Source organism: Brevundimonas sp. 1080 (assembly GCF_040545985.1).
Taxonomy (GTDB): Bacteria; Pseudomonadota; Alphaproteobacteria; order Caulobacterales; family Caulobacteraceae; genus Brevundimonas.
In genome coordinates this window covers 145,470-160,365 of record NZ_JBEPMW010000002.1, presented here as the reverse complement: position 1 = coordinate 160,365, position 14,896 = coordinate 145,470, and the positions used below count along the sequence as shown (strand labels likewise).

The window sequence follows — 14,896 nt, the reverse complement described above, 5'->3', positions numbered from 1 at the left end:
GCGGGCCTGCCAGCCGTTCAATCACAGGTTTCGGGCGCAGGCCCGGATCGTCGCGTCGTCTAGGGACGCATTCACCGGAGACACCATGAAAGAGACCAAACAGGCTTCGGGCCAGCCCGAGGCGCGCGATGTCGTGCGCGAGATGATGGCGGCGTTCGAGGCGTTCAAAGGGGCGAACGACGCCCGGCTGGGCGAGATCGAGAAGAAGGCGGCGGCCGATGTGCTGCTGGAGGAGAAGGTGGCGCGCATCGATCAGGCGGTCGTCTCGGCCCAGGCGCGACTGGATCGGGTGATGAGCCAGAGCCGTCGTCCGGTGATTGGAGGCGAACTTGCCGAGCCGACGTCAGCGCCAGAGGCGAAGGCGGCATGGGACGGCTATTTGAAGACGGGTCAGTCTCCTCATCTGGCGGGCGGTCTGGAGGTCAAGGCGGGTCTGTCGGGCGGGGCGACCTCGGGCGGCTATGTCGTGCCGTATGAGACTGAGCGGGCCATCGAGCGGCGTCTGATGGCGGCCAGTCCGATGCGCGAGATCGCGACGGTGCGCACCGTGGCGGCCGGCGTGTTCAGAAAGCCGGTGTCGACGGCGGGCGTGGCCTGCGGCTGGGTGGCGGAGACGGCCGCGCGGCCCGAGACGGACCCGGCGACCCTGGCCCTGCTGGAGTTTCCGTCGGCGGATCTCTACGCCAATCCGGCGGCGACGCAGGCGTTGCTGGACGACGCCATGGTCGATCTGGACGAATGGCTGGCGGCCGAGGTCGAGGACGCCTTTGCGGCGCAGGAGACCCAGGCCTTCATCAACGGCGATGGGGTGAACAAGCCCAAGGGTCTGCTGTCCTATCCGACTGTGGCGGACGCGGGCCAGACCTGGGGCCAGATCGGTTCTGTCGCGTCGGGCGCGGCGGGCGGCTTTGCGGCGACCAGTCCGGCGGATCGCCTGATCGACCTGATCTATGCGCCCAAGGCCCAGTACCGACCGAACGGCCGGTTCGTGATGAACCGAAAGACGGTCTCGGCCGTGCGCAAGTTCAAGGACGCGGACGGCAACTACATCTGGCAGCCGGCGACGCGGCTGGGCGAGACGGCTTCCTTGCTCGGCTATCCGGTGACCGAGATCGAGACCATGCCGGACGTGGCGGCCAACAGTCTGTCGATCGCATTCGGGGACTTCCAGCGGGGGTATCTGATCGTGGATCGGGCCGGGGTGCGGGTGCTGCGCGATCCCTATTCGGCCAAGCCCTATGTGCTGTTCTACACGACCAAGCGCGTCGGCGGCGGGGTGCAGAACTTCGACGCGATCAAGGTGATGAGGTTCAGCGTGAGCTGATCCGGTCGTCTCCTCCCTGTCGCGCAGCGACGGGGAGGTGGCGCGGCGCGTCTTTGCGCCGTGACGGAGGGGCTCTGCGGGCGTTGAAGAGCCCCTCCACCACTTCGTGGTCCCCCCTCCCCATTGCATGGGGAGGAGACGGAATTTCTGACAATGGAGATTGCCATGGCGCAGCCGGTGACGGTGGCGGAGGCGAAGCTGTTTCTGAGGGTCGAGCATGAGGTCGAGGACGGCTTGATCCAGACCCTAATCGCGGCGGCGCAGGCGAAGGTGGAGGGGGATGTCGGGTTGAGCCTGACGTCCACCTCGCCGGCGCCGCTGAGGCTGGCGATCCTGATGCTGGTGCTGCGGGCCTATGAGCGGGGTGAGGCGGTGGAGATCGAGCCGGTGGAGGGCTGGATCGCGCCATACCGCGTGGTGCGACTTTGACTGGGCGCTATCGGCCTTCGGCCTACTTGAGCGCCGATATGAGGATCCTGGCGGAGCTGTTTCAGCCGGTGGAGGCCGAGACGCCTTACGGCGGGCGCAGCGTGTCGTTCGAGGCCGTGGGGTCGGCCTGGCTGAAGTGCGGGGCGCGTCGGCGCACCGAACGCGGCGAGGGCGATCAAAGGCGGGCGGTCGAGACGATGGGCGCGGAGGCGCGGGCGGATGCCCGGCTGACGGTCGGGCGCGTGCTGAGGTTCGGCGGGGCGGACTGGCGGATCGTCTCGGTCGAGGATGTGCGGCCGGGGCGGGCGAAGCTGGATCTGGAGCGGGTGCGATGAGGGATCATGAGAGCGCGCTGCAGAAGGCGGTCGTGGGGGCGCTGAAGGGGGATGCGGCGGTGCAGGCGTTGCTGGGCGGGCGAGTGTTCGATCGGACACCGGAAGAGGCAGCGTTCCCGCATCTGTTGATCGGGCGGTGCGAGAGCCGACCGGTGGCGGCGGACGGGGGCGGGGTTGAACAGAAGCTGACCCTGACGGGCGTGTCGCGATTCGCGGGATCGGAAGAGGCCAAGGCGGTGGCGGCGGCGGTGCGGGCCTGTCTGCACGAGGCCGTGTTGGAGGCCGACGGGGTGCGGACGGCGACCCTGAGGGCGACGTTTGCGGACGTGTTCCGCGCGGGCGACGGGCGACGAACTTATGCGGTCGTGCGGCTGAGGGCGGTGACGGAAGAGGTGAGTGGTGACGCGTGAGTCGTGAGTGGCGACGACGCCCGCCGGCGCGCAATCACCCGTCACGAGTCACAATTCACGACGAGAGGGAGAGACAGAAATGACGGCACAGGCCGGCAAGGACATGCTGCTGAAGATCGAGGGCGCCCCAGTGGCGTCTCCGGGCGTGTTCACGACGGTGGCGGGGTTGAGGGCGCGGACGATCTCGCTGAACGCCAAGACGGTGGATGCGACCGACGGCGACAGCGCCGGGCGGTGGCGCGAGCTGCTGGCCGGCGCAGGCGTCAAGTCGGCGGCGGTGTCGGGGCAGGGCATCTTTCGCGATGCGGCGTCGGACGCGCTGGTGCGCGAGGCCTTCTTCGATCAGGCGGCGAAACGGTGGCGGCTGATCGTACCGGACTTCGGGGTGCTGGAGGGGCCGTTCCTGGTAGCGGCGCTGGAATACGCCGGCGAGCACGAGGGGGAGGCGACGTTCGCGCTGAGCCTGGCAAGCGCCGGGGCCATCGGGTTCAGCGCGATATGAACGGCGCGCGGGGTGAGGCGGCGGTAATCTTGGGCGGCGCGCGGCGTCGAGCTTGTCTGACGCTGGGGGCGCTGGCGGAGATCGAGACGGGGCTGGGCGTAGAGGGGATGGCGGCGGTCGCCGAGCGAATGAAGACGCTGTCGGCGCGGGATTTGATGATCGTGCTGGCGGCGGTGTTGCGCGGCGGCGGTGAGGTCGAGCCGGAGGTGGCGGCAGTTGATCCGCGCGAGGCGGCGGTCGCGGTGGCGCAGGCGTTCGCGGCCGCCGCACGATGACTCCCTGGAGCGAGATGTTGCGACTGGCGGCGACGATGGGCGTGGCGCCCGAGGCGTTCTGGCGGCTGTCGCTGAAGGAGTGGCGGATGTTGACGCAAGTCCCGCGTGGGACGGCGCCTTTAGGGCGCGACGGGCTGGCGCGATTGATGGAAGGTTGGCCGGATGGCGGATGAGTTCGGGCGGGACGGGATCGATCAGGTCCCGCTGAGAGCGGCCGAAGCCGGGGCGGCGCTGGAGGCGCTGAAGGCGCCGGCGCAGGAGGCGGCCGACGCCATCGAGGCGGCGTTCGGGCGGGCGGGCGACAGCCTGACGCGATCGCTGGCGCGGGCGGCGGCGGACGGGGAGGTGTCGCTGGCCGAACTGGCGCGGGCGGTGCTGAATGCGGTCAATGCGGCGGCGGGATCGCAGGGTGGCGGGCTGAGCGCGGCGATCCAGTCGGTGATGTCCAGCTTCGGCGGGGCGCGGGCGGACGGCGGGCCGGTGCTGGGCGGTGCAGCCTATCTGGTCGGCGAGCGCGGGCCGGAGGTGTTTCGACCGGCGACGGGCGGCGAGATCGGGCCGGTCGGCGGCGGGGGCGTGACGGTCAATGTGGCGGTGGACGGCGGGGCACCCGCCCTGCTGCGGTCCGAGGCGCAGATCGCCCAGATGCTGGCGCGGGCCGTCAGCCTGGGCGCCAGGCGGATGTAGAAACGCCGCCCCGTCGAGGACGGGGCGGCGCTGAGGTCGGTCAGGCGATGAGGCCTATTCGCCCTTCGGGTTCGGGCCGAAGCGGTTCTCGCCCTTCTGGCTGTCCACGACGCCGATCCAGATCAGGAACGCCAAGCCCAAGAGGCCGGCGATGGCGAACAGGCCGATGGCCGGGCCCATCAGGGCGAAGACGGCGGCGGGATTGCTCTCGTAATAGTCCTCGGCATAGCCGTTGGCGACGGCGCCGGCGATCATCATGGCGAAGCCGGCGACGAAGGCGATGACCGAGCCGACCCAGGGAATGGCGATCAGCCAGCCGGTCTTGCCCATGTCGTGAAGGCGCTTCACCGAAATGGCCAGGTTCGGCCAGATCAGCACGATGCCAAACAGGTTGATGATTGGGATCCAGCTGATGACGACGTTGACGCCCAGCAGGATCAGCCAGCCGATCCAGAAATGGCTGCGGCGAATGCGGCCCTCGAAGGACAGAAACAGCTTTTGCCAGTCGAAGCCGGCGACGGCGGTCGAGGTCGAGCTGGCGTAGCCGCCAGCGACGCCGGTGGTGGTGGGCGAACCCGCCAGGATCAGGATCTGGGTGGCGGCGGCGCCTTCGGGGACGAAGTCGACGCGGACGCCGGCGGCGGGCACGGCGGGCGATTGCAGCGCAGCCGAGGTGAAGTCGTAACGGGCGCCGTCGTCGCCGCTGATCAGACCGATTCCGGTGGTGGTGTCGTAGCTGAGAATCTCGCCGCGCAAACGTGTCGCTCCCCTTGGGCATGCGGCCGAAGCTGGCCGCAATGCGACCATGAACGAGCGACGATCAGTGAACAAGTGAAAGGGAGGAAAGGTTCGCATGGCCTTTCATGAGGTGCGCCTGCCCGCGCGGCTGGCGTTCGGTTCGACCGGCGGGGTGGAGCGTCGGACGGAGATCACGACGCTGGCGTCAGGGTTCGAGCGGCGCTCCACGCCCTGGGCGCTGGGGCGCAGGCGGTATCTGATCGGGGCGAACCTGAGATCGCTGGACGACATGGCCGAACTGGTCGCCTTCTTCGAGGCGCGGCGGGGGCGGCTGTACGGGTTCCGGTTCAAGGACTTCGCCGATTGCAAATCGTGCGCGCCGGTCGGGGTGGTCTCGGCTGGGGATCAGGTGCTGGGCGTCGGGGATGGGACGCGCACCGCGTTCGATCTGGTGAAGCGCTACGGCGATGTGGAGCGGCCGGTCGCCAAGCCGGTCGAGGGATCGGTGCGGGTTGCGGTGGGTGGTGTCGAGACGACGGCCTTTGCGGTCGACTTCGCAACCGGGCGGGTGACGCTGGAGCGCGCGCCGGAGGCGGGTGTCACGGTGACGGCGGGGTTTCGGTTCGACACGCCGGTGCGGTTCGATTCGGACCGGATCGAGACGACGCTGGAGAGCTTTGAGGCCGGGCGGATGGCGGCCGTTCCGCTGATCGAGGTTCGGGTCTGAGCCATGCGCGACATACCGAATGAAATGGCCGCCCGCATCGAGAGCGGGGCGGCGACGCTGTGCCATGTCTGGCGGTTGCAGCGGGCCGACGGCGTGGTGATGGGGTTCACCGATCACGACCGGGACCTGGTGGTGGCCGGCGTCGTCTGTCGGGCGGCGAGCGGCTGGACGGCGGGGGCGGGCGAGAGCGCGGTCGGGCTGGCGGCGGGGTCGGTTTCGGCGGCGGGCGTGCTGGACGACGCGGCGATCACGGAAGCGGATGTGGCGGCGGGTCTGTTGGATGCGGCGACGGTCGAACTGTGGCGCCTGGACTGGATGCGGCCGGATCTGAAGGTGCGGCTGTGGGCGGGAGCGCTGGTGCGGATCAGACGTCAGGGGGATGGTTTCGTCGCCGAGCTTGAGGGACCACTGGCCAAGCTCGAGCGGGTGGTCGGGCGGACCTATGGGCGGACGTGCGATGCGCGGTTGGGGGACCAGAGGTGCGGGGTCGCGGAGGCGGCGGGGCGGGTCTGCGACAAGCGGTGGGCGACCTGTGTCGGGACGTTCGGGAATGGGGCGAACTTTCGCGGATTTCCGGATGTGCCGGGGGACGACTTCCTGACGGCCTATCCGGCCGGAAGTGCGCGCAACGACGGCGGGAGCCGCCGGTGAGCGGGAGCGCGGTGGTGATGTCCGCCCGGTCCTGGCTCGGCACGCCCTATCGGCATCAGGCCAGCGTGAAGGGTGTGGGCGCGGACTGTCTGGGACTGGTGCGCGGGGTGTGGCGCGAGGTGGTGGGCGAGGAGCCCGAGGTCTTGCCGGCCTATTCGGTCGACTGGGCCGAAGTCGGCGGGCGCGAGACGCTGCTGGAGGCGGCGGGGCGGTGGATGCGGCCGGTTGCGGTCGATCAGATGCGGTCGGGGGATGTGTTGCTGTTTCGCATGTCGCCGGGGGCGGCGGTGAAGCATTGCGCCATCCTGAGCGACGTCGGCGGGCCGGAGCCGAGGATGATCCACGCCTATTGGGGACGGGCGGTGGTCGAGAGCTGGATGGGCGTGTGGTGGCGAAGACGGCTGGCGGCCGTGTTCCGGTTCCCTGTCCTCCACCGCGAAGCGGGGGAGGGGGACCGCGCGCAGCGTGGTGGAGGGGGCGAAAGTCCTACGAGTCTTGGTGAAGCAGGATCAGAGGCCGGAGGTGCGTCCGCCCCCTCCACCACTTCGTGGTCCCCCTCCCCCGTGAACGGGGGAGGATTTTTGGAGGCGTAGATGGCGCAAGTCGTTTTGAGCGCGGTCGGGCAGTCGGTCGGCGGGCCGGTCGGGCGGGTGATCGGCGCGACCCTTGGGCGGGCGATCGACAATCGCGTGGTGGGCGCGCTGGGTCCGGCGCGGCAGGTGGGGCCCAGGCTGGAGACACTGAAGGTCCAGGGCACGGCGGAAGGGGCGCCGATGGCCTGTGTGTTCGGGCGGGCGCGGGTGACGGGTCAGGTGATCTGGGCGGCGCGGTTCCTGGAAGGCAAGACCAAGGGCCGTGCGGGCAAGGGCGGTCCGAAGACAGTCGACTATGTCCATTCGCTGAGCTTCGCCGTGGCGCTTTGCGAGGGCGAGATCGACGGGGTCGGGCGGGTCTGGGCCGACGGGCGGCTGATGGACATGACCGGCGTGGTGATGCGGGTGCATCGCGGGGGCGAGGACCAGACGGCGGACCCGCTGATCGAGGCGGTCGAGGGGGATGCGCCGGCGTATCGCGGGACGGCCTATGTGGTGTTCGAGGACCTGCCGCTGGGGCCGTTCGGGGATCGGGTTCCGCAGTTGAGTTTCGAGGTGTTCCGGCGACCGCGAGGACAGACGACGCGGCTGGAGGACCTGCTGGAAGGCGTGTGTCTGATCCCCGGCGCGGGGGAGTTCGCCCTGGCGACCGAGGCGGTGGTGCGCCGCGAGGGACTGACGCGAACGACGGCGGAGAATGTGCACAATGGGGAGGGCCGGGCCGACCTGGTCGTGTCGCTGGATCAACTTCAGGCGCAACTGCCGAACCTGAAGCGGGTCAGTCTGGTGGCGGGGTGGTTCGGCAGCGACCTGAGGGCCGGGCATTGTCGGGTGCGGCCGGGCGTGGAGCGGCGCGAGAAGCCGACCGAACCGCTGGTCTGGTCCGTGGCGGGCGTCGCGCGCGATGAGGCCTATCAGGTCAGTCAGGTCGATGGGGCGCCGGCCTATGGCGGGACGCCTTCGGACGACAGCGTGCGTCAGGCGATCCGCGAGCTGAAGGCGCGGGGGCTTGAGGTGACCCTGTATCCGTTCGTCTTCATGGACTGCCTCGCCTATCCGTGGCGTGGACGGGTGGCGGGCGTGGACGGAGCCGGGGCGACGGCGGAGATCGCGGCCTTGTTCGGCGGGCCGGACGACTGGGGCTTGCGGCGGATGGCGCTGCACTATGCCCGGATCGCGGCGGATGCTGGGGCGGACGGCCTGTTGATTGGGTCGGAGATGCGGGGCGTGACCTGGACGCGGGATGCGGCCGGGGGCTTTCCGGCGGTCGATCAGTTGCGGACGCTGGCGGCGGAGTGTCGGGCGGTGGTTGGGCCGAGCGTGAAACTATCCTATGCGGCGGACTGGAGCGAATATTTCGGGCGGCAGACAGGCGGGGAGGTGGTGTTCCATCTGGATCCGCTGTGGGCCGATGCGAACATCGATCATGTGTCGATCGACTGGTACCCGCCCCTGACGGACTGGAAGGCGGGCGACGGCGGGGTAGATGCGGCGACCTTCGGCAGCGCGGCGGACCCGGCCTATCTGGCGGCGGGCGTCGCGGGCGGCGACGGGTTCGACTGGTTCTACGCCAGCGAGGCGGATCGGGCGGGGCAGGTGAGAACGCCCATCGTCGACGGGGCGCATGGCGAGGACTGGGTATTTCGGCCCAAGGACCTGAAAGGCTGGTGGTCGAACCGGCACCATGACCGACCGGGCGGGGTGCGGAGCGCTGTATCGACGGCCTGGATTCCGGGGATGAAGCCGGTGCGGCTGTCGGAGTTCGGCTGCGCGGCGGTGGACCGGGGCGGCAATGCGCCGAACCTGTTTCAGGATGCGAAGAGCAGCGAGAGCCGCCTGCCGCCGGGATCGACCGGCGCGCGCGACGATGCCGTGCAGCGGGCGGCGCTGGAGGCGGTGCTGGGGCATTATGCGACGGCTGAGAACAATCCGGTGTCCGCAGTCTATGGCGGGCGGATGCTGGAGGCGGCGGACGCCTGGTGCTGGGACGCGCGGCCCTATCCGGCGTTTCCCGCGCGGGGTGATGTCTGGGCCGACGCCGGGGCGTGGCGCGCCGGGCATTGGCTGAACGGACGGCTGGCCGGCGACGGGCGCGATCTGATCGAGGCGGTGCTGGCGCGAGGCGGGTTGTCGCCGGACGAGGTGGCGATCGAGGGTGTCGGGGGCGCGGCGGCCGGCTATGTCATCGACCGGCCGATGCGGACGCGCGATGCGCTGGAGCCCTTGCTGGCGACGTTCGACGCCGTGGCGGCCGAGCGGGACGGGAAGGTCGCCGTGCTGGGGCGGGTGGAGACGGTGGTCGAGATCGCGGGCGAGGCACTGGCTCTGCCCGATGGCAGGGCGGCGGAGACGGCGACGCGGACGCTGGAGCCCAGGGCGGGCGAGGCGCGGGTGCGGTTCATCGACGAGACGGCGGACTATCAGACCGGGGCGGTGGTCGTGCGGTCTGACGATGCGGCGGCGACGGCAGGCGGGGTCGATCTGGACTTGCCGCTTGTGTGCGGCGGCGGACTGGCGACGGCGGCGGCGCAGCGGGCGTTGGACGGCGAGAGCGTGGAGGCGAGAACGCTGGCGCTGGGGCCGCTGGAAGCCTTGCAACTGGAACCGGGGGACGGGGTGCGGCTGGAGGGTCGATCGGACGACTGGCGGGTGATGCGGGTCGCGTCGGACGAGACGCCGTCGGCAGTGCTGGAGCCGGTGACGGCCCGGCGGGCAGTCGAGGATGACGGCGTCTGGCGCGGGGGCGACACGCCGGCGGTGATCGGGGCGCCGTTCCTGAAAGTGTTGGACCTGCCGCCCTTGATCGGGAGCGAGGCGGACGCGCGGCCCTTGATCGCCGTGGCGGCGGAGCCTTGGCGGACGATGCGGCTGCATGCGGGGCCGACCGCAGAGACCCTGACGGCGAGGGGTGATGTCGAGACGCCGGCGACGGTCGGGGTGCTGGTCGACGCGCTGGGGCCGGGCGTGCGGCACCGCTGGGACGAGGCGAACGCGGTGGTGGTGCGGGTCGAGGGCGAGGCGCCGGAAAGCGCGGTCGAGGCGGCGGTGCTGGGCGGCGGCAATGTGCTGGCGGTCGAGACCGCTGTAGGCTGGGAGATCGTGCAGTATCGGTCGGCGGCGCTGGTCGGGCCTGGGACGTGGCGGCTGACGGGTCTGTTGCGCGGGCAGCAGGGAACCGAGGTGGAGATGCGGGCGGGCGCCGGGGCGGGGGCGGTCGTGGTGTTTCTGGACGACCGGCTGGCGCGCGCGGAGATCGGGCGGGGCGAGCGAGGACTGCCGCTGGTCTGTCGGGCGGGACCGGCTGGCGCGGCGCCGGGCGGTGCGGGGTTCAGCGAAGCTCTGTTCGTGGCAAGGGGCGTGCATGATCGGCCGTGGTCGCCGTCTGGCCTGACGGTCGAGACGTCGGCCGAGGGTCTGGCGATCCGATGGACGCCGCGCGTGCGGCTGTTCGGCGACGGCTGGGATGGGGAACCGACAACGGTCGATCCGATGCGGTTCCGGCTGCGCATACTGGATGGGGAGATCGTGGTGAGGACGATGGAGGTCGAGGGCGTGTCGGCATCATATACTGCGGGGGACTTCCCAGAAGGCGTCACATTGACGGCGCGGATCGCCGTGGCGCAGTGGGGCGAGGGGTTTGGGTGGGGCTCAGAAGCAGAGGTGGATGCGGAAATCCGGCGGGTCTGACGAAATAGGGCGGGTCCAGCCCTTTGCGCGGGGCGGGGCATGGCTTAACTGACGGCCTCTCGACCTTTTTCAGCTGGAGCGACAACGGACGTGGCAGGCGACCCCTACAAGGAACTGGGCGTTTCGAAGGGCGCGAGCGCGGACGAGGTCAAGAAGGCGTATCGCAAGCTCGCAAAGGAGCTGCATCCCGACAAGAACCCCGGCGACAAGATCACCGAGGACAAGTTCAAGCGGGTGACGGCGGCCTTCGACATCCTGGGCGACAAGGAAAAGCGCGCCAAATACGACGCGGGCCAGATCGACGGCGACGGCAACGAACAGTATCGCGGCTTCGGCGGGGGCGGTCGCGCCGGCGGCAGCCCGTTCGGCCAGGGCGGCAATCCCTTCGGACAAGGCGGCGGGCCGGGCGGCCGCGCCAACTTCGAAGGCGTTGATCTGGACGACCTGTTCGGCATGTTCGGCGGGGCCGGGCGTCAGCGCGGCGCGCGGGACTTCACCTCGCGCGGCCAGGACGTGAAGGCGACGCTGGACATCAGTCTGGAAGACGCCATCGCCGGGGCGACGCGGCGGATCCAGTTCTCGGACGGCCGCACCCTGGACGTGACCATTCCCAAGGGCGCGTCGGAAGGCCAGACGATCCGTCTGCGCGGCCAGGGATCGCCGGGGCGTGGGGCCGAGAACGGCGACGCCCTGATCGAACTGAGGATCGAACCGCATCCGATCTACAAGCGCGACGGGGCGGACCTGACGATGGATCTGCCGGTGTCGGTGCCGGACGCGGTGCTGGGCGCCAAGGTGCGAGTGCCGACGCCGGAGGGCGTGGTGCAGATGACGCTGCCGGCCGGATCGAACTCGGGCAAGGTGCTGAGGCTGAAGGGGCGCGGCGCGTTTGCGCAAGGCAGGCGCGGCGATCTGCTGGCGCGGGTAATGGTGACGCTGCCGGATGCGCCGGACGCCGAACTGACCCAGTTTGCCGAGGATTGGCGGGCCAAGCGGCCCTATACGCCGGGGCGGTGAGCGCGCTCAAGCCGCGTGAAGCGCGGTTGCGCCAAAGGAAAAGAGCATGAGCACGAAGCCTGATGTGAAGCCGGCGCGGCCGTGGTTTTCGGCAGGGCCGACGGCGAAGCGGCTGGGCTATGCGCTGGGCGGATTGCCGTCCGATTTGCTGGGACGCGGTATTCGCGCGCCAGAGGTGGTGGAGCGGTTCGCGCATGGCCTTCGGCTGACGCGCGAAGTGCTGGAAGTGCCCGACAGCCATGTGATGCTCTATACGCCGGGTTCCGACACAGGCGCGGTCGAGGCGGCGCTGTGGGGGATGTTGGGTGCGCGGCCGGTGCAGGTCGCAGCGTTCGAGAATTTCGGCCTCACCTGGCTGGCGGACGTGAAGGATCATCTGGGGCTGGAGCCCGAGGCTCTGACGGCGCCGTGGGGCGAGCTGCCGGACCTGAGCCAGGCGGATTGGTCCAAGGATGTGGTCTTCCCGTGGAACGGCACGACCTCGGGGGTGCGCGTGCCGGACGCCGACTGGATCGCCGACGATCGCGAGGGGCTGGCGATCTGCGACGCAACCTCCGCCGCCTTCGCCATGCCGCTGCCGTTCGACAAGCTGGATGTCGTGACCTTCAGCTTCCAGAAGGCGCTGGGCGGCGAGGCGGGCATCGGGGTGATGGTGCTGTCGCCGCGCGCGGTCGAGCGGCTGGACACGTTCCGACCGGATCGGGCAATTCCCAAGCTGTTGCGGCTGACCGACGGAGAGGGACGGTTCGATCGGGCGCTGGCGGACGGGGTGGCGATCAATACCTTCTCGATCCTGACAATCGAAGACTGGATCGACGCCCTGGGCTGGGCCAAGGACATCGGCGGATTGAGCGAATTGATCCGGCGGACCGACGCCAACTACGGCGCGTTGGCGCAATGGATGGAGCGGACAGACTGGATCGCCTTCCTGCCGGATCGGCCGGAGATACGATCGACGACCTCGGTCTGCCTGAAGTTCACCGATGCGCGGATCGCCGCGTTGGACGACAAGGCGCAAAAGGCCTTCGTCATGCGGTTCAAGGCCCTGCTGGAAGGCGAAGCGGCCGTGTTCGATATGGAGCCGCACCGCAATGCGCCGCCTGGCCTGCGGCTATGGTGCGGCTGCACGGTCGAGACGGCCGATGTGATCGCGGCGTTGCCCTGGCTGGAATGGGCGTTCGAGACAGCGGTCGGCGAAGTCGGATAAATCCGCCTGACGGGACGACATAAGACGATTCCCTCGCTATAGGCTGCGCCCGCATTCCAGTGCGGAGAGACGGTTTTGGCGAACGTAGCGGTGGTCGGCGCCCAGTGGGGCGACGAGGGCAAGGGCAAGATCGTGGACTGGCTGTCCAACCGCGCCGACATGGTCGTGCGGTTCCAGGGTGGTCACAACGCGGGCCATACGCTGGTCGTGGACGGCAAGGTCTACAAGCTGGCGCTGCTGCCTTCGGGCGTCGTGCAGGGCAAGCCGTCGATCATCGGCAACGGCGTGGTCGTCGATCCCTGGCATCTGGTCGGCGAGATCGAGAAGATCGCCGCCCAGGGCGTGGCGATCAGCCCTGAGATCCTGACCATTGCGGACAACGCCTGTCTGATCCTGCCCATCCACCCTGCGCTAGACGTGGCGCGCGAGGCGGCGGCCAGCGCGCCGGGCGCCAAGATCGGCACGACCGGGCGGGGCATCGGTCCGGCCTATGAAGACAAGGTGGGGCGTCGCGCCATTCGGGTCTGCGATCTGGCCAATGAAGACGATCTGAAGGTCAAGATCGATCGGCTGCGCTCGCACCACGATCCGCTTCGCGCCGGTCTGGGGCTGGAGCCGATCGATCCCGATGCGCTGCTGGCGTCTCTGTTGGAGATCGCGCCGAAGATCCTGCCCTATGTGAAACCGGCCTGGCGTGTGCTGGATCAGGCGCAGAAGGACGGCAAGCGCGTGCTGTTTGAAGGGGCGCAGGGCGCCTTCCTGGACGTGGATCACGGCACCTATCCCTATGTCACCAGCTCCAACACGGTGGCCGGCCAGGCGGCGGCGGGTTCGGGCATCGGTCCGCGCGGCGTCGGTTATGTGCTGGGCATCGTGAAGGCCTATACCACGCGCGTCGGAGAGGGCCCCTTCGCCTGCGAACTGGATGATGAGGTCGGCGAGCATCTGGCGACCGTTGGCCGCGAGGTCGGGGTGAACACCGGCCGCGCCCGCCGCTGCGGCTGGTTCGACGCCGTGCTGGTGCGCCAGTCCGTGGCGATCAACGGCATCGACGGGATCGCCCTGACCAAGCTGGACGTGCTGGACGGGTTGAAGACGTTGAAGATTTGTGTCGGCTACAAGGTCGATGGCGAGGTGCTGGACTATCTGCCGTCGAGCCTGAAGGCCCAGGGCGCGGCCGAGCCGGTGTTCGAGGAGCTGGAAGGCTGGAGCGAAAGCACCGCCGGGGTTCGCAGTTTCAAGGACATCAACGCCAACGCCATCAAATATGTGCGCCGGATCGAGGAGTTGATCGGCGCGCCGGTGGCGCTGCTGTCGACCAGCCCCGAGCGCGACGACACCATTCTGATGCGCGATCCGTTCCAGGGCTGAGGCCCTGGAGGGGGCGGCGTGAGGCGGTGGACTACGCAGAAAGACCTATTCAACAGGTCTTAACCCGTGGGCGGTAAGGATAATGGCTCCAACTTCGGAGTCTGATGTGTTCGCCGCAAACGCCAGAACCATAAGCCGCATGGAGCCTTCGCTTCGTCGGGTGGTCATCGTGGACGCCAATCTGTCGTCGGCGCGACTGCTGACGGACATCGTCAAGGGCATGGGTGCGCGCGAGGTCTATTCCGAGGGCGACGAGGAGCGGGCGCTGGAGTTGCTGCGCGACGTCGAGCCAGGCGTGATCTTCACAGAACGGTCCGGAGACAAGCTGAACGGCGAGACGCTGGCGCGGCGCATTCGGCGCTCCAGCATGTCGTGCCGCATGTCGCCGATCATCATGGTGACGGGCGAGGCGACTGCTGCGGCGATCAAGGGCGCGCGCGACGCCGGCATCCACGAGTTCCTGAGAAAGCCGTTCACGACGGGCGACCTGTTCAAGCGGGTCGAGAATGTGACGTTGAAGCCGCGACCCTGGATCGAGGCCGTCGGCTACGTCGGGCCGGATCGTCGCCGGTTCAACTCAGGTGAATATTCAGGCGCTCGCAAGCGCCGCAGCGATGGCGCGGCTGGAGGCGGCCCTGCCGAAATCCGCGATCAGGCGTCGCGAATCCTGGTTTCGGCCATGTCGCAGTTTGAGCAGGATCCGTCGCAGGCGACGCGCGCCATTCGCCAGCAGGCCGAGACGCTGAACGGTCTGGCCATCAAGACGGCTGACGCCCGACTGGCGATGGCTGTGGCGACATTGCAGGCCTATGTGGCCAGCGGTCAGGTGACGAAGGCGGGACTGGCCCAGCCAATCGGCACGGTGGTGACGGCTGCGAGAGCGGCCAATGAAGCGGCGCCGGTGGCGCGCGCGTCGTGATGAATGGTCCGCCGCGCCGTTGAA

General features: G+C 69.3%; 17 protein-coding genes. 16 read left to right on the top strand and 1 reads right to left on the bottom strand.

Translation table 11 applies throughout. The annotated features are described in order from the left end of the window. Positions 1–85 precede the first annotated feature (85 nt). The 8 genes from ABIC32_RS06205 to ABIC32_RS06170 all read left to right on the top strand — a co-directional run bounded on the left by ABIC32_RS06205 (position 86) and on the right by ABIC32_RS06170 (position 3,962). The gene (locus ABIC32_RS06205; RefSeq protein WP_354073181.1) at positions 86–1,324 is read left to right on the top strand and encodes a phage major capsid protein; all 1,239 of its coding nucleotides are present in this window, start codon (positions 86–88) and stop codon (positions 1,322–1,324) included. A 165-nt stretch (positions 1,325–1,489) separates the two neighbouring features. Beyond that, positions 1,490–1,753: a head-tail connector protein gene (locus tag ABIC32_RS06200; RefSeq protein WP_066624542.1), complete on the top strand. Its 264-nt coding sequence runs from the start codon at positions 1,490–1,492 to the stop codon at positions 1,751–1,753. A 38-nt stretch (positions 1,754–1,791) separates the two neighbouring features. Then, entirely contained in the window at positions 1,792–2,088 is a 297-nt protein-coding gene (locus ABIC32_RS06195; protein WP_354073179.1) for a head-tail adaptor protein, read from the top strand. After that, on the top strand, positions 2,085–2,498 hold the full coding sequence (locus ABIC32_RS06190) for a DUF3168 domain-containing protein (RefSeq protein ID WP_354073177.1): 414 nt from the start codon (positions 2,085–2,087) through the stop codon (positions 2,496–2,498). The genes ABIC32_RS06195 and ABIC32_RS06190 overlap by 4 nt, the downstream gene beginning before the upstream one ends. 79 nt (positions 2,499–2,577) lie before the next feature. Then, positions 2,578–3,000 carry a phage major tail protein, TP901-1 family gene (locus ABIC32_RS06185; RefSeq protein ID WP_137721056.1) on the top strand — a complete coding sequence of 141 codons (423 nt, stop codon included), beginning with the start codon at positions 2,578–2,580 and terminating at the stop codon, positions 2,998–3,000. Continuing rightward, positions 2,997–3,275 (top strand): GTA-gp10 family protein, encoded by a 279-nt coding sequence (locus tag ABIC32_RS06180; RefSeq protein WP_354073174.1) that lies wholly within the window; start codon positions 2,997–2,999, stop codon positions 3,273–3,275. The genes ABIC32_RS06185 and ABIC32_RS06180 overlap by 4 nt, the downstream gene beginning before the upstream one ends. Next, complete coding sequence (locus ABIC32_RS06175; RefSeq protein WP_354073172.1) at positions 3,272–3,448, top strand: phage tail assembly chaperone; 177 nt, start codon at positions 3,272–3,274, stop codon at positions 3,446–3,448. Before ABIC32_RS06180 ends, ABIC32_RS06175 begins: the two co-directional genes overlap by 4 nt. Next, positions 3,438–3,962 carry a phage tail tape measure protein gene (locus tag ABIC32_RS06170; protein WP_354073170.1) on the top strand — a complete coding sequence of 175 codons (525 nt, stop codon included), beginning with the start codon at positions 3,438–3,440 and terminating at the stop codon, positions 3,960–3,962. Before ABIC32_RS06175 ends, ABIC32_RS06170 begins: the two co-directional genes overlap by 11 nt. Before the next feature lie 54 nt (positions 3,963–4,016). On the opposite strand, the gene ABIC32_RS06165 is transcribed toward ABIC32_RS06170, so the two are convergent. After that, entirely contained in the window at positions 4,017–4,718 is a 702-nt protein-coding gene (locus ABIC32_RS06165) for a DUF805 domain-containing protein (protein WP_354073168.1), read from the bottom strand. A gap of 97 nt (positions 4,719–4,815) precedes the next feature. Here ABIC32_RS06165 and ABIC32_RS06160 point away from each other — a divergent pair, with 97 nt between their 5' ends. The 8 genes from ABIC32_RS06160 (at position 4,816) to ABIC32_RS06125 (ending at position 14,872) form a co-directional block, all read left to right on the top strand. After that, positions 4,816–5,427 (top strand): phage distal tail protein, Rcc01695 family, encoded by a 612-nt coding sequence (locus ABIC32_RS06160; protein WP_354073166.1) that lies wholly within the window; start codon positions 4,816–4,818, stop codon positions 5,425–5,427. A 3-nt stretch (positions 5,428–5,430) separates the two neighbouring features. Continuing rightward, on the top strand, positions 5,431–6,078 hold the full coding sequence (locus ABIC32_RS06155) for a phage/gene transfer agent baseplate hub protein (RefSeq protein WP_354073164.1): 648 nt from the start codon (positions 5,431–5,433) through the stop codon (positions 6,076–6,078). 17 nt (positions 6,079–6,095) lie between these two features. Continuing rightward, positions 6,096–6,671, top strand: coding sequence for an NlpC/P60 family protein (locus ABIC32_RS06150; protein WP_354073162.1), 576 nt, complete (start codon positions 6,096–6,098; stop codon positions 6,669–6,671). Continuing rightward, positions 6,672–10,358, top strand: coding sequence for a baseplate multidomain protein megatron (locus ABIC32_RS06145; RefSeq protein ID WP_354073160.1), 3,687 nt, complete (start codon positions 6,672–6,674; stop codon positions 10,356–10,358). A 90-nt stretch (positions 10,359–10,448) separates the two neighbouring features. Then, entirely contained in the window at positions 10,449–11,375 is a 927-nt protein-coding gene (locus tag ABIC32_RS06140; protein WP_271042697.1) for a DnaJ C-terminal domain-containing protein, read from the top strand. Between the two features lie 46 nt (positions 11,376–11,421). After that, positions 11,422–12,582: a phosphoserine transaminase gene (locus ABIC32_RS06135; RefSeq protein WP_354073157.1), complete on the top strand. Its 1,161-nt coding sequence runs from the start codon at positions 11,422–11,424 to the stop codon at positions 12,580–12,582. 75 nt (positions 12,583–12,657) lie between these two features. Next, complete coding sequence (locus tag ABIC32_RS06130) at positions 12,658–13,953, top strand: adenylosuccinate synthase (RefSeq protein WP_354073155.1); 1,296 nt, start codon at positions 12,658–12,660, stop codon at positions 13,951–13,953. Positions 13,954–14,092: 139 nt separating this feature from the next. After that, on the top strand, positions 14,093–14,872 hold the full coding sequence (locus tag ABIC32_RS06125; protein WP_184278879.1) for a response regulator: 780 nt from the start codon (positions 14,093–14,095) through the stop codon (positions 14,870–14,872). Positions 14,873–14,896 lie beyond the last annotated feature (24 nt).